General features: G+C 51.3%; 9 protein-coding genes. 3 read left to right on the top strand and 6 right to left on the bottom strand.

What is annotated here, in order from left to right:
- Positions 1–25 precede the first annotated feature (25 nt).
- Positions 26–976 (bottom strand): CPBP family intramembrane glutamic endopeptidase, encoded by a 951-nt coding sequence (locus tag HGH92_RS11165; RefSeq protein WP_168870793.1) that lies wholly within the window; start codon positions 974–976, stop codon positions 26–28.
- 198 nt (positions 977–1,174) lie between these two features.
- On the opposite strand from HGH92_RS11165, the gene dusB reads away from it, so the two are divergent.
- Both dusB and HGH92_RS11155 read left to right on the top strand, forming a co-directional pair.
- Positions 1,175–2,242, top strand: coding sequence for a tRNA dihydrouridine synthase DusB (gene dusB, locus HGH92_RS11160; RefSeq protein WP_168870792.1), 1,068 nt, complete (start codon positions 1,175–1,177; stop codon positions 2,240–2,242).
- Positions 2,243–2,285: 43 nt separating this feature from the next.
- Positions 2,286–2,855: an NUMOD4 domain-containing protein gene (locus tag HGH92_RS11155; RefSeq protein WP_168870791.1), complete on the top strand. Its 570-nt coding sequence runs from the start codon at positions 2,286–2,288 to the stop codon at positions 2,853–2,855.
- A 98-nt stretch (positions 2,856–2,953) separates the two neighbouring features.
- On the opposite strand, the gene HGH92_RS11150 is transcribed toward HGH92_RS11155, so the two are convergent.
- Positions 2,954–6,244, bottom strand: coding sequence for a DEAD/DEAH box helicase (locus HGH92_RS11150; protein ID WP_168870790.1), 3,291 nt, complete (start codon positions 6,242–6,244; stop codon positions 2,954–2,956).
- A gap of 88 nt (positions 6,245–6,332) precedes the next feature.
- Here HGH92_RS11150 and proC point away from each other — a divergent pair, with 88 nt between their 5' ends.
- The gene (gene proC, locus HGH92_RS11145) at positions 6,333–7,130 is read left to right on the top strand and encodes a pyrroline-5-carboxylate reductase (RefSeq protein WP_168870789.1); all 798 of its coding nucleotides are present in this window, start codon (positions 6,333–6,335) and stop codon (positions 7,128–7,130) included.
- Here proC and HGH92_RS11140 read toward each other — a convergent pair.
- The 4 genes from HGH92_RS11140 to infB form a co-directional block, all read right to left on the bottom strand.
- The gene (locus HGH92_RS11140; RefSeq protein ID WP_168870788.1) at positions 7,127–7,621 is read right to left on the bottom strand and encodes a SixA phosphatase family protein; all 495 of its coding nucleotides are present in this window, start codon (positions 7,619–7,621) and stop codon (positions 7,127–7,129) included. The two genes, proC and HGH92_RS11140, sit on opposite strands and share 4 nt — an antisense overlap.
- Positions 7,622–7,800: 179 nt before the next feature.
- A complete protein-coding gene (locus HGH92_RS11135; RefSeq protein WP_168870787.1) occupies positions 7,801–9,648 on the bottom strand; it encodes an amidophosphoribosyltransferase in 1,848 nt (615 codons plus the stop codon).
- A 235-nt stretch (positions 9,649–9,883) separates the two neighbouring features.
- A complete protein-coding gene (locus tag HGH92_RS11130; RefSeq protein ID WP_168870786.1) occupies positions 9,884–11,263 on the bottom strand; it encodes a peptidylprolyl isomerase in 1,380 nt (459 codons plus the stop codon).
- Between the two features lie 215 nt (positions 11,264–11,478).
- Positions 11,479–15,093, bottom strand: coding sequence for a translation initiation factor IF-2 (infB, locus tag HGH92_RS11125; protein WP_247654869.1), 3,615 nt, complete (start codon positions 15,091–15,093; stop codon positions 11,479–11,481).
- Between the last annotated feature and the right edge of the window lie 61 nt (positions 15,094–15,154).

The following is a 15,154-nucleotide window of genomic DNA, read 5'->3' as shown; positions in this document are numbered from 1 at the left end:
TAATAACGTTTGTCTCCCCGGTAAATTACTGATTTTCATCCACACCGGTGTCGTCTATTTGATCGTTGTCTGCCTTTTGAACAGGGGCTGTCATGAGCATGGGCGTGGATTTCTGGCGTAGTGCCCATAGCAGGCCGACGGAGACCACGAGGCTGAACAGCGCGATATACCATTCTACCGGCGTGTCTTTGGTGGGGTCGGTCTTAATAATGCCCTGCTGGAACAGGTATATCATCACCACCAGTGAGCCATTGTTGAGTATATGGGCAAAGATGCTTAACCAGAGGTTGCCGCTCAGCACGTAGATGGCGCCCAGCACAAAGCCCAGCACTACCCGGACCATAAAGCCGAGCATTTCAAAATGAATGAAGCTGAAAAAGACAGCGGTCAGGAATACGCTGAGCCATACCCTGCGGGTGCTTTGGATGAGCAGGCGCTGGAATACGCCGCGAAAGAACACCTCTTCTGCTATAGCAGGCACAATGGCCATTAACATCAGGTTAACGAAAAGGTCTTTGACAGATGGCATGTGAAGCATCACGCCCACCAGTTTTTCGGCTTGTGCCTGCATATCGCGGGCTGCCTGCGGTACGTTCCAGGTCTGGTTCCAGTTGTTCAGATAGCCGCCAAACCAGGTGATGCTGTACATGGCCATCAGCGCCAGCAGTATCTGAAGGGCCCGCGGGGCGGGCTTCAGGCCCAGATAGCTACCGGGATAAGGCTGCCACAGGTAGGCAAAAAGGGCTGCCGGCACCAAATAAACCACGATGGAATATAAAAACTGTGTAATTTTCAGATAGCCGATAAGGTTAGGGTCCTTAATATCCCCGTTTTGAAGGTCCAGCAATGAATGACCAGTCAGCGGTTCCATCAGCAACATCAGGGCTGTATTGTATATCAGCATAAAGCCGATAAAGAAACCGAAAAAGGTAATAAACTGTAAAGCGGGTGGGGACTGTTTCAGATAACCGGTCATAAATACTTACTGTATTAATTTTGCGTAAATTTACATCGTGAAATCCAGTTTGCAGTGATACCTGGTGATCTCCGTCATCTTTTTATGTATGCTGCCTGCTTACCTCCGGGAGTAAGGAACTGTCACTTCCCGCTGTGAAAAAGAGTAATATAAAGTATAAAAATAATAACTGCGGTCTGGCACCGTGGTATTTAACTTATGGTGAAGATAGGAAATATAGAATTGGGTGAATTCCCGCTGTTGCTCGCTCCCATGGAGGATGTAAGCGATCCGCCCTTCCGTGCGGTCTGTAAAGATAATGGCGCAGACCTGATGTATACCGAGTTCATTTCTTCGGAGGGGCTTATCCGTGATGCCATCAAAAGCCGGCAGAAACTGGATATTTTCCCTTATGAGAGACCGGTAGGCATCCAGATCTTTGGCGGAGATGAAGAGCCAATGGCCATGGCCGCCCAGATAGTGGAAACGACCAATCCCGACCTGCTGGACATCAATTTTGGCTGCCCGGTAAAGAAGGTGGTTTGTAAAGGCGCCGGAGCCGGCATCCTGAAAGACATCCCTAAGATGGTAAAGCTAACCGCTGCAGTGGTGAAAGCCACCCGGCTGCCGGTAACCGTAAAAACCCGCCTCGGCTGGGACGACAACACGAAGAATATTGAAGAGGTGGCAGAGCGGCTGCAGGACGTGGGCATACAGGCGCTGACCATTCATGGCCGTACCCGCACCCAGTTGTATAAAGGCCATGCAGACTGGACTTTGATAGGAAAAGTGAAGAATAATCCCCGTATCAAAATTCCGATTTTTGGTAACGGTGACATATGTACGCCGGAACAAACGATAGCAGCCCGGGAGAAATTTGGCGTAGACGGGGTCATGATAGGCCGCGCCGCCATCGGTTATCCCTGGATATTCCGGGAGATAAAGCATTTTATGAAGACGGGCGAACATTTGCCGCCTCCAACTGTTTTGGAAAGAGTAGAAGTCTGCAAAAAGCATCTCCGCCAGTCCGTGTCCTGGAAAGGTGATATTGTGGGAATCCTTGAAATGCGCCGCCATTACGCAAATTACCTCAAAGGACTGCCCCATATAAAGGAATTCAGGCAACAATTAGTAACTTACAAAACATTAGCTGAAATAGAAGACGTATTAGACGCGATTGTTTCACAATACAAGGACCACATTTTCGAAAGGACATCTCCCCCACTAGCTGAACAGAATTTTCTACCGGCTGATAATGAAATGGCTGGTTGTAACGTTTACGTCTAAACGGACTAACCCCATCAAAACAAAAATTATAAATTACTTTCACATGACCACAATTAAAAATCTGAGAAATGAAGTCTGGAAGGACTTACAGATTAAAAACAAATCTGCCCTGCGTAAGAGATACGCGGTTTCAAACATGGGGAGAGTGATCAGTTATCATGAAAGTACAGAAGATGGTAAGCTGCTCACGGGTTCTACCGTGGAAGGCTATACGGTTTTGAATGTAAAACCGGCGGACAGCTACCAGTCACTCTACCTGCACCGGGAAGTGGCCAAGCTTTTCAACAAAAGACCAGGACGTGCTCACAGATATGTGATCCACCTGGACTATGACAAGAAAAACAACAAGGCCAGCAACCTCAAATGGGCTACCAAAGAGGAAATGGAAGACCACCAGCAGAACAGCCCGGCAAAACTGGCTTACAAGGAGAAACAGCGTAACCGCCTCAAAGGCCTGAAGCTGAACGTGACCAAAGTGAAGAGCATCAAGCGCTTACTGAACAAGCCCGGTAAAAAAACCATGAAGCAGATTGCTGAACAGTTTGATATCAGCGAAATGCAGTTGTACCGTATTAAAAGCGGTGAAAACTGGTCTCACGTAACACTGGATTAACGCCTGGTTTACCAGGAATGATCATATATGATGTTGTCTGACTATGGCCATACAACGTGTGGCCATAGTTGTTAGGTTACTTTTTCGATTTAGCTGTTTTACAGGCTGCCCCTGACCATCTCACCCAGTACCTTCCGGTAGTGCGGGCTCCGGCTCAAAGCCGGTTCATAGCCCAGCAGGACCACCTGTTTTCGTGCACGCGATAACGTTACCAGTAACTTACGGTCTACCTCTATATCTGCTTCATCCCATGTGAAACTACCCAGGCATTGCAGGGTATCCACCTGTGCGGCATGATAAACCGCCAGGGACACGATAATAATATCGTTTTCCGATCCCTGAAAACGCTCCACCGTGTCTATGTTCACCTGTTGCAGGGCCTTGTCTCCCGCCAGTAACTCCCGTATCAGGCTGATCTGGGTGCGCCATGGTGTGACCACTCCTACCGTATCCCGGTTAAAGGAATCGCCATACTGCAAACGGAGGTACTGTAACAGGGAAACAACCCGCTCAGCTTCCGTCTGGTTCATTTTGGAAGTGGCCTCGTAAGGGCTGGGAATAAATATTTTCCTGCCCAGGGTCAGTATGTGCCGCCATGGGACTGTATCCGGACAAGCGGCCGGATCAAAATCCGCCCGTTGCTGCTCTCCGCCCGACGCCAGTTGCCCTGCATAATAGTGATTCACCAGGCTGGCAATACTTTCATGCATCCGGAAATGGGTGTTCAGCATTCCCCATGCATGGCGCCACTGCGCCTGCTTGCAGCGGCGCATCAGTCTCTCAAAGATGGAGCACCGCAGGTCACGTATGCCCAATTCCAGCAACAGCGGGTCTTTTACCCGGCAGAAAGCGGCTTCCTGTGTAACCACGGGCGGCAGCTGGTTTTGGTCGCCTATGAGTATAAACTTACGGAAAGGCATCAGCAGCCCTAACAGCTGCGGCTCCGTAAGCTGTGACGCTTCGTCAGCGATCAGCGTGTCGGTGGGGATGCCCATCATCACCAGTTGCTCCAGCCGGGTGGCCATGGTGGCGACTGTTGCCACAAAAACGCGATGCCCGGTGATATATGCCCGCGCATCGTCCAGCGAGCCTTTGAGGCAGAGGTCCCGCAGTTGCCGCGCACTTCCGGTACTCCTGCCACCAAGCCGCAAATGTGCTATCTGACGGGCTTCCAGCTTGCTGCAAATCTCATCTACTGCTTTATTGGTGAACGCCACAATCACTACATGGCGCTGTTGTTTGATCATCTCTCCCACTATCGTGGTGAGCAAAGAGGATGTTTTGCCCGTACCCGGAGGCCCCTGTAACAGGTAGTAGTCCTGCGCCTCCAGCGCCTGCTGCACGATCTTTTCCTGGTTGGCATTGAACATGGCAGGTGCCGGAAATGGTAAGGGATGCCAACGGGGTATTTCCAGCCCGAGCAACATGCGGACACGCTGTGCATTTGCCGGCGACAGCATCTGAAACAGCGCAGACGCCGCCATCCAGTAATTTGACTCATAGATATCATGCTCAATGACCCATTCATCAAACTGCCGGAAGAAATCCAGCGTCATCTGGCGGTTGTTGAGTGAGAAGGTGAGCGTATCTTTTGCCAGGTCATCGATGCGGCCTTTCAGCAGCTGTTGTTGTAATGGCTGTAATCCCGCGCCTGTACGTGGATAGATGACTGCGGTATCACCAGTGCGGAAGTTGTGGCTAACGGGACCGGCTATATCAAAAAGCACGGCGCTGTTCACATGGTCAAACTCCCGGAAACGTAATCCGGGAATAATATTAAAGCGGGCGGCCTTTTCCGCGGCTGTCTGCAGCCAGAGTGCGGAGAAGCCGTCGGCGTCTTCTTCCCGGTCTGTTTCGGAATACATGCCGCATTTGGCCTGCAGGTATTCCCGCAGTACAAACGACAGGTACTGTTTATAATAGGCTTTGGCTTCTTCGCTGGCGGAATACCAGGCTTTTTCGAAGGCAGTGAAATGTATGGCGCTGAAAGGAGGCAGCCCGGTGGCGGCCGCACCGGTGATGGAAGACAGCACGCCATACTCCTCTCCTGCCAGCCGCAGCAGCATGGCCACCACCTGATTACGCAACAGCATCAGCTCATTTTCAGTGCGGTGCGTACTGCTGACATTGCGGAGTGGATTAGCCGCAGCGGCCGAATACAAAATAGCGGAACTGCCTTTGCGTTGCCGGCCGAAGGCGGAACGTAACAGCAGGTTGTACCCTACTACCTGCATTTCATGGTTTTTCCAGGTATTAAAGTCAGGCGCTTTCCCGCTTTTTAACTCAAAAATTTCTTTACGGTGCGGGTCCTCATTGTCTTCGGTCATGAGGTCCAGCCTTCCCTGCAGGCCATAGCGGGCAGAGAAAAAGGTAGGCTCTATCTGTACCGGCTTATCGCGCAGGTCGCGGACGGTGGCCTGGAGGTTGCCCCAGTGGTGCTGCCGGATGTCGCGGAACATTTCATTGAGCTGCTCGCGCCCATAGGCGGCCGCCTGTAGCACGTTTTCGGCCACCGCTTCCACGAAGGATGTTTTTACGTCCACTTCGCTGTTACGCAGCATCTCGTCGAGCAGGGCATTGACAAGGTTTCCCTTGAAAGCGGCCGGGGAAGCCTGATGGGGCGTTAGTTTCCTGACGAGGTACAGCAGATGGTTAGCGCCTTTGTGCGTAAAACATTCTGCAAGGTCGCTGATATCGATGAGCAGGTCCGGTTCCAGGATAATCTGGCTTTCGGGCGCCGTCTGATACTGATGTGGGTTATCTCCCTGCCGGCAGTGATGCACCAGGATGGTGTCGTATGGGCGCAACAGGGGATACAGGGCCACTACGGTCTGGTCATCGAGTTGATCAAGCAATAACTCAAACGTGCCCTGTTCATCGTTTTTGGCGGTGATGGTGAAAGTATGTGAGCCTTTATCATTCAGTGCCAGCGGGCTGGTACCGGTGACCATACATTTCAGCAGTGGAATATCGGAAGGGTGATGCTGGTACGACAAGGAGAGGCGGATATCGCCGTTATCGCGGAACAGCAGCCGGATCTCTTCCGGTTCCGGTTCCTGATAGGCCCAGGCCACCGCTTCGGCGAGCGCTTTAATGCAGCATTGGTGCTCTTGTTCCTGCAGGGGGAACATGCCGCTGGTGGCCCTGTTGGTGAGGATGCGAAGCGCTGACAGCGGTTGCCGGATCTCCGGAGGCACTGACTGTTTATCGAAATAAAACTGCATACGCGCAAACAGGTTGCCGAAAGACCGTGTTTCTTCACCTGTAAGATCGCGAAACAGGGTTTCCAGTATCTGCCGGTACTGGCGGATTTTTTCTTCCGGGTTGGTTGAATGATGCGCTTCTTTTATCCTGGCGAAAAAAGCTGCTGCCTTGTGTGTTGCCTGCATAGTTGCAAGATAACGAATACGCACGGTTTGCATCAGTGGCGCAATTGTTATACCTTCCGTAGGATTTTTATCTGAAAAAATAAATGTTATGTCAGCCAAAAAAATAGCCATTATAGGCGGGGGAAATCTGGGTTCAGCGATCGCACAGGGATTGGTGAAAAGCGGTTTTTCCCAGCCGTCCGATATTACCATTACCAAGCGAAACACCAGTACCCTGGCCGATCTGAAAGCTGCCGGCGTGCAGGTGGAAACAGACAACGCGAAAGCTATCCGGCAGTCGGAGGTGATTGTAGTGGCACTGAAGCCCTATAATGTGCGGGAGGTGTTGCAGGAACTGAAAGCAGCATTCGACCCTGCGAAACATATCCTGATCAGTGTGGTGACCGGCGTCAGCATCGCTGACCTGTCGCATATTGTACCGGACCTGCCACTGGTGCGGGCCATGCCTAATACGGCGATTGCCATACAGGAGTCTATTACCTGTATTTGTGCCGCCAATGCCAGCGAAGAGCAGGTGCGTTATGTAAAGACCATGTTTGACCAACTGGGCGCGACTGTCAGCATTGATGAAAAGCTGATGGATGCCGCTACCGTGCTGGGCGCCTGCGGTATTGCCTTTGCGTTGCGCTTTATCCGTGCCAATATACAGGGCGGTATCGAGATTGGGTTTGACGTAAGAACAGCCAGCCTGATTGCTGCGCAAACAGTAAAAGGCGCCGCCGAGCTGTTGATCCGGGAGAACCGTCACCCTGAAGAGGAAATTGACAAGGTGACCACTCCAAAGGGCTGTACTATAGCCGGACTGAATGAAATGGAGCACCAGGGCTTCAGTTCATCACTGATAAAAGGCATTAGTACTTCTTATAATAAGATTGTGAAGGGTTAGTTGTTGCGAGGGTAGTCGAAGAAGAGGAATTTTTTGCGGGCGAGGTCAAAGTCTTTCCAGCTGTCGGTATCGGCCTGTATGGCAAAGATGCCGGTAGTGGGCACATTATCGATGCGGATTTCTTCAGTGAGATAATTGGCAAAGTCGGTGATACCGGGATTATGTGCGAAGATGGCCACCGCGTTGAAGTCGTCATCTATTTTTGTGATCACTTTGAGGAAAGTGGACGCATAACAGAGGTAGAGTTCTTCTTCGAGCAGGATCGCCTGTTTGGGATAGTGCCATTCTTCAGCCATGATTTTGGCGGTAGTGCGGGCACGTTTGGCCGGGCTGGCGATGATCAATTCGGGGACCATGCCTCTGGATACGAGGCGTTGGGCCATTTCCGGGGCGTTTTGTTTTCCCCGCTTGTTGAGCGGCCTGTCAAAATCGTCCATGTCCGGATTGGTCCAGCTGGATTTTGCATGACGGATGAGTAAGAGTGTTTTCATGGGCTGAAAACGGTGATTTACCGGAACGAAAATAAAGATTTTACAGGAAGTTAATGTGTTAGGAGAATAAAGCCAGCCGGCGAGGGATGATTTAAGACAAAATTAACACGGCAGGATACAACTAAAAAAGCGAAGATCAGTTGCTGATCTTCGCTTTTTTTATGATGATGAGTCCTGATTTAGTAGCCTCTTTCATTTTTGCCTTCCATGAAGTTCATGAAGGCTTTATTTACCACGCGGTTGCCGCCCGGGGTAGGATAATCACCGGTGAAGTACCAGTCGCCCAGGTTATTGGGGCATGCCTCGTGGAGGCTTTCAATGGACTGGTAGATGACTTCCACTTTGGCGCCGATACCTTCAGGAGTGAGGATTTCCGCAATTTTGGCGGAGATCTGTTCCGGCGTGAAGGGTTTATAGATATTTTTCACCACGTTTTGCGCGTGGAGGGTGTTGGTGCGTTGTAACTCTTTGCACAGGCCGTAGGCTTCCTGGAGGATATGTTCCTTGCCATGATCTTTCAGCAGGGCGATGGCAGCCTGGAAGGCTACGAAATCGCCCATTTTGCTCATATCGATACCGTAGCAGTCGGGGTAGCGGATCTGCGGAGCAGAGGACACCACGATGATGCGTTTGGGGCCGAGGCGGTCGAGCATTTTGATGATGCTTTCGCGGAGGGTGGTACCGCGAACGATAGAGTCATCGATCACCACGAGAGAGTCGATACCGGGTCTTACCGTACCGTAGGTGATATCGTATACGTGTTGTACCATTTCATTACGGCTGGAATCTTCCGTGATGAAGGTGCGCATTTTCACGTCTTTGATAGCGATTTTATCGATGCGGATACGACGGTTGATCATTTCATTGAGCTTCTCCTCGTCGTAGTCTTTGTCCCAGGAAAGGATTCTCTCCACTTTGATTTTGTTGAGATAGTCTTCCAGTCCTTTTAACAGGCCATAGAAGGCTACTTCCGCCGTGTTGGGGATGAAGGAGAAGATGGTATTTTTCAGATCGTTGTCGATAGCTTTGAGTACGGTAGCGGACAGGTTGCGGCCGAGGGAGGTACGTTCCTTGTATATTTTTTCGTCGTTACCGCGGGAGAAGTAGATCCTTTCGAAGGAGCAGGCTTTGCGTTCTTTCGGTTCGAGGATCTGGTCGATGCTGTATTCGCCGTTTTCTTTTACGATAAGGGCGTTGCCGGGCATCAGTTCGAGCACTTCATTTTCGCCAACGTTGAAGGTGGTACGGATAGCGGCTCTTTCAGAAGCGGCCACGATCACGTCGTCATTGACATAATAGTAGGACGGACGGATGCCGTGCGGATCACGGATAACGAAGGCGTCGCCGGTGCCAATGAGGCCGCACGCGTGGTAACCGCCGTCGAACAGGGAGAATGCCTGTTGCAGGATATGTTTAACATCGAGGCCATTGCGGCGTTCTTCATCTTCCTTGGAAAGGAAGTGATGAACGGTTTCGAGCATGGCAGCGAGGTCAGAATTCTTGTGAACTTCACCGGGGTTTACCTGAACAAATTTGAAGAGCTCATCGGCGTTTACCAGGTTAAAGTTGCCTGCCATGGCGAGGTTACGGGCGGGGATGGTGTTGTAGCGTACGAACGGGTGGCAGAGTTCCACGTTGTTTTTGCCCTGGGTGGCATAGCGGAGGTGTCCCATCAGGTTTTCACCAAGGAACCGGATGTGTCCTTTCAGGAGGCCGGGATATTTGGTGATTTCGGGTTGATATTTTTCGATTTCCTGGATCTCTTCCCGGATTTTACTGAAAACATCGCCGATAGCTTGTGGGGCAGCGCTGCGAATCCTGTGCATGAAGGGAACGCCGGGCTCCGTATTGAGTTTTACTGTGGCCACACCAGCGCCGTCCTGGCCTCTGTTGTGTTGTTTTTCCATGAGCAGGTACAGTTTGTTGAGCCCATAGAACACAGTCCCATATTTTTGCTGGTAATAAGAGAATGGTTTTCTTAATCTTATGAATGCCAGGCCGCATTCATGTTTGATCGCATCACTCATCGCTGAAATTTGAAGACGCAAAGTTACGCCAAAAAAATACGAAATACGAATTGTGCGTGTTGAGCGGTGGGAAGCGGGGTGGGCAGGCTGTCAGAAAAGCGGCGGGCATCTACCTGAACAAGGGGTAAAATATGGGAGCAGAAGACCGGAAAAAGAAGATGGGCGAGGACAGCCGCGTTATCCGCTTTTGTCTTCGCCCATCAGGAGAATCAATTTGAATCCTGTTCCGTCACAATTACTGTTTGGCCAGAGAGGACATCCATTGGCTGATGTGGGTACAGTTTTTATAGTCGTCATCTACGTGTACGTAGAAGGTGGGTATCTTTTCGATGAGCCATTTATTGATGGCTTCAGCTCTTTTGATATCGAGGGTCCGTTGCTGGATACGGGAATAGTCGTCGGTCAGGTTTTCGCGGTGTGGCTGGGTACGTGTTTTAAGGTACACGATCCGGACGCCGGTAGCGCCTGATTCGTCAGTAAATGCAACCGGGGCTGACATATGTCCTGGTTTAAGGGTATCGAGCATCATAACGATATCTCTTTCTGACGGGTCATCGAGCTGGTCGATAGTGAGCAGGGTGCCTTCGCCGGTTTTGGACTGGAGCATACCGCCGTCGAATTTTGCGCTTTTAGAGTCGCTGAATTTGGCAACCGCTTCCGGGAAAGTGATTTTGTTATTCAGGATCAGGGTGCGGATGGAGTCCAGTTTGGCGGTGGCGCCGGCCAGATCGGCTTTCGTTACGGCAGCTTTCAGCAGAATATGTTGTACCGTTACGTTATCGCCGGAGCGTTTGATCATTTGGATCAGGTGATAGCCGAACTGGGATTTTACAGGGGAGGATATTTCACCTTCCTTCAGACGGAAGGCGGCGGCCATAAAGTCCGCGTCCCACTGTTTATCGCTGCGGTTCATCACGTAGATGCCTTTATTTTCTTTTACTCCGGGGTCTTCAGAGTAGAGGATGGCGAGGGAGCCGAAGTCGGATTCCTTATTGACCACTCGTTTTTTGAAGTCCTGGAGGCGTTCTATTGCGTAGTTGTCCATTTCGCGGGTCGCCTTGGGAATCAGGACGAGTTGACCTATTTCCAGTTCGGACTCATAGAAATGGAGGCTGTCTTTCGGGATGGCGTCGAAGTAGCGTTTTACTTCAGAAGGAGTCACCTTCACGTTTTCCACGACTTTATTGCGCATTGCCTGGGCGAGCAGTCCTTCCTTGATGGGGGTACGGAAACGTTCGCGGAGCTGGTATACGCTGTAGCCGGTAATTTCTTTCATTTTTTCTTTGGAGCCGTAGAGCTGTTCGAAGTAGCGGATACGGTTTTCCATTTGAGCTTCCACGTCTCCGTCAGAAACGGGCAAGCTGTCCCTTTCTGCCTGGAGCACCATCACCTTTTGGGAGATCAGCATTTCCATGGTAGTGCAGGCAGCCTGTGGGCTGACGGTGCCATCGGGGGAGTTCCGGGCCTGGTCTGCCATGGCGCCGTCCATATCGGATTTGAGGATGATCTTATCCCCTACTACGCCGATAATTTTGTCTGCCACGAGTTTTTGCTGAGCAGCAGCAGCTTGCCATAACAGCAAAGCTCCTGCAGATAAAGCCAAAAGTTTCTTCATATTATAGCGGTAAAATCCAAAAATAACCAATTAAAGATCAGGACTGTATTTAATATCGACGGATTTAACAAAAGTTTAGATAAGCCTTTGGTTTCGCGCCGATGGGCAGGGATAATAAAAGAAAAAGCTGTCAAAAAGCGGGGATATTGAGGGTATCACCATTTCTGACAGCTTTTTTTATGACTTCCCGGTCTGGAGGGACCGGGAAGCGGGTATTAGAGAGTTCTTTTTACTTCCACCTCTTCGAAACCTTCGATGATATCGTCTGGTCTCAGGTCGCTGTATCCGCGGATACTCAGACCGCACTCCATGTTAGCGGCCACTTCTTTCACGTCGTCTTTATAACGTTTGAGGGAGCCGAGTTCGCCTGTATGGACTACGATACCGTCGCGTACCACGTTGATGCGGGTGTTTCTGGTCAGCTTGCCATCGAGAACGAAGCAGCCTGCCACTGTAACCTTGTCGAATTTGTAAGTTTCGCGCACTTGTACGTTGCACACCACTTTTTTCTCGATTTTGGGTTCCAGCATCCCTTCCATCGCGCTCTTGATCTCGTCGATCGCGTCGTAGATGATGGAGTAGTTGCGGATTTCGATGTTTTCTTTTTCCGCAAGTTTGGCAGCCTGGGAAGAAGGACGCACCTGGAAACCGAGGATGATAGCGTCGGAGGCAGTAGCGAGCAGGACGTCGGATTCGGTGATCTGACCTACTGCTTTGTGTACGATACTGATAACGATTTCTTCGGTAGACAGTTTCTGGAGGGAGTCGCTCAATGCTTCCACAGAGCCGTCAAAGTCGGCCTTGATGATGAGGTTGAGCTGTTTAAAGTTACCCAGAGCCAGCCTGCGGCCGATTTCATCGAGGGTGATATGTTTTTTGGTACGGATACCTTGTTCGCGGACGATCTGTGCTCTGCGGTTAGCGGTTTCTTTTGCTTCAGATTCGTCTTCGTACATTTTGAATTTCTCACCGGCTTGTGGTGCGCCATTGAGGCCGAGCACCTGTACCGGCATAGAAGGACCTGCTTCATCCATACGTTGGCCGCGTTCGTTGAACATGGCTTTGATTTTACCGTAGAAGGAGCCGGACACGATCGTGTCGCCCTGGCGGAGGGTACCGTTTTGTACCAGCAGGGAGGCCACGTATCCACGGCCTTTATCGAGAGATGCTTCCACGATGCTACCGGAGCCTTCGCGGTCCGGGTTGGCTTTCAGGTCGAGCAGTTCCGCTTCCAGCAGGATTTTTTCCAGCAGGACGTCGATATTGAGGCCGCTTTTAGCGGATATTTCCTGGCTTTGGTATTTACCGCCCCAGTCTTCGACGAGGAGGTTCAGCTGGGCCAGTTGTTCCTTGATTTTTTCCGGGTTGGCGCCGTCTTTGTCCACTTTGTTGATAGCGAACACCATTGGGAGGCCTGCGGCCTGTGAGTGGGAGATCGCTTCACGTGTTTGTGGCATGATGGCGTCATCGGCAGCGATCACGATCACCGCGATGTCGGCGGCTTTGGCACCGCGGGCACGCATGGCCGTAAATGCTTCGTGGCCGGGGGTATCGAGGAAGGTGATTTTTTTGCCGTTGGCAGTAGTTACCTGGTAAGCACCGATGTGCTGGGTGATACCGCCGGCTTCACCCGCTACCACGTTGGCGTTGCGGATATAGTCGAGCAGTGATGTTTTACCGTGGTCAACGTGACCCATGATGGTAACGATCGGAGCGCGGGGCTGCAGATCTTCCGGTGCGTCTACGTCTTCTTCTTCTTCGGAGTCTTCCGCTGCGTCGAGGCCGATGAATTCCACTTCGTAGCCAAATTCGCCGGCTACCAGTTCGATTACTTCCGCGTCGAGGCGTTGGTTGATGGATACCATGATACCAAGGCCCATACATTTGGAGATAACTTCAGCGAAGCTAACGTCCATAAGGTTGGCGAGCTCGCTCACAGAAACAAATTCCGTTACCTGGAGTTTGTTGTCTTCAGCGCCTTCTCTGGCTTTCTGGCTGGCTCTTTCCTCGCGTTTTTCCCTACGGTGTTTGGCTTTCACGTTTTTACCGCGACCGCCGCCACCGAGTTTGGCCATGGTTTCCTTGATTTTATTCTGGATTTCGTTTTTATCGATTTCCTTTTCTTCAGCAGTGCGTTTATCATCAGCGCCGCGGGCACCACCCGGACGGAAGTTTCCGCCCTGGCCGGGCCTGTTGAAGCCTGGTCTGTTTCCGCCCTGGCCGCCTTGTCTGTTGAAGCCGCCTTGTTGGCCACCTTGTCTGTTTCCACCCTGGCCGCCTTGTTGGCCCTGGCCTCTGTTGAAGCCGCCGCCTTGCTGGTTGCCGCCTCTGTTGAAGCCGGTACCTTGCTGGCCGCCCTGACGGTTACGGTTATCACCACCCTGGGTGCCGCCGCCCTGGTTACGGTTATCGCCATGGCTTCTGTTGCCGCCACGATTATCACCGCCACGGTTATCGCCGCGATTATCGCGGTTTTCGTGGTGCGGACGGTTACCGCCGCCACCTTGCTGGCCGCCTTCCTTGAAGTCTTTCGGCTGGATGGGTTCAGGTTTTTTCTCTACGATGATACGTTTACGTTTACGTTTTTCATCGCGGTTGAAATTGCCTTTATTGTTATCGCGTCTGTCGGACTGAACGGGCAGTTCGATTTTGCCGATTACTTTCGGGCCGGTCAATTTTTCGGCCTGGATGTTACTGATCACGGTAGGCTCTTCCGGTTGAGGAGGAGTCTGGGTGTTTTCAGCAGCGGGGGCAGGCGGAATGTTGCGTTGTTCTTCCTTTACGGGCTGTTTAACAGGAATGTTAGCCGGTTCTTTGACTGCAGCCGGTTTTGCCTCTTGTAATACTTCTTCCACTTTGTTAACTACAGGTTTATCTTCAACCGGTGCGGCTTTTTCCGTTTTTTCTGTCGTATCGGTTTTAACTGTTTGCGCTACTTTCTCTGCTGGCGGAGCGGGGGCTGTTTCAGCTTTTTCCGCTTTGGGCGCTGCTTTTTCCACGTCTTCCTGTTTTGCAACGGGGGGGGCAACTGGTGCCGGCGTGGGTTCCGGTTTTTCTTCCGGTTTAGCTGCTACGGGAGGGGTGACCGGTTGTGGTTTTTCCTCTTTGGGAGCAGGTGCTGCTGTTTGTTGAGGAGCCGGTTTTTCTTCCGGTTCTTTTTTGGCAGCGGGTTTTTTATTACGGTTAAGGGCGTCCAGGTCTATCGTGGTGATGACTTTCGGGCCGTTAATCTTAGGAGATTCTGTTTTCACCACTTCTGGTTCAGCGGGAGGTGCCGGTGCTTTTGGAACTTCCGCAACAGGGGGAGCTGTAACAGCCGGAGGTTCTTGTTTAGGCTTGGCTTCCTCTTTTTCTTTTACCGGAGGGGGTGTTGGTTGAGCCGGAGCAGCCGCCTGAGGTTCCTTTTTAGGCGTTTCCTTCACAGGTTCCTGTTTAGGTTCGGGGGCTTGTTCAGCTTTGGGAGCTTCCGCTACGGGTGCAGCCTCATCTTTTTCTTTCAGGTTCTTTTTTGCCGCAGCCTCTGCTTCCTCTTTCTCCTTCTTCATCTTTGTTTCTAACACGCTTCCTTTGGGCAGGGCTATCTGGTCGCTTTTGCGTTTGTTAGCCTTGTCCTGTTGGAATTCCGACTGCAGGGCTGAGTACATGACAGCCGTAAGGCGGGCATTTGGAGATCCAAAGCCGCCCATATCGAAGCCTTTATTGCTAAGGAAATCGATGAGGGTTTCCTTACCAATATTAAACTCTTTGGCTGCAGCCAGCAATCGTGGTGTGTTGTTTGTTGTTTCAGGCATATCGTATTTCGGGCCTCCCCTGTTTCCCGTTTCTTCCAAACGGGATGTTTTTTTACGTTTAAACAATAACTCGAAAAAATCAATTCCCCTTCTAATAAGC

This window comes from Chitinophaga varians (genome assembly GCF_012641275.1).
GTDB classification, from domain to species: Bacteria; Bacteroidota; Bacteroidia; order Chitinophagales; family Chitinophagaceae; genus Chitinophaga; species Chitinophaga varians_A.
The sequence above is the reverse complement of the archived record's forward strand: the minus strand, read 5'-3'. Positions and strand labels throughout refer to the sequence as shown.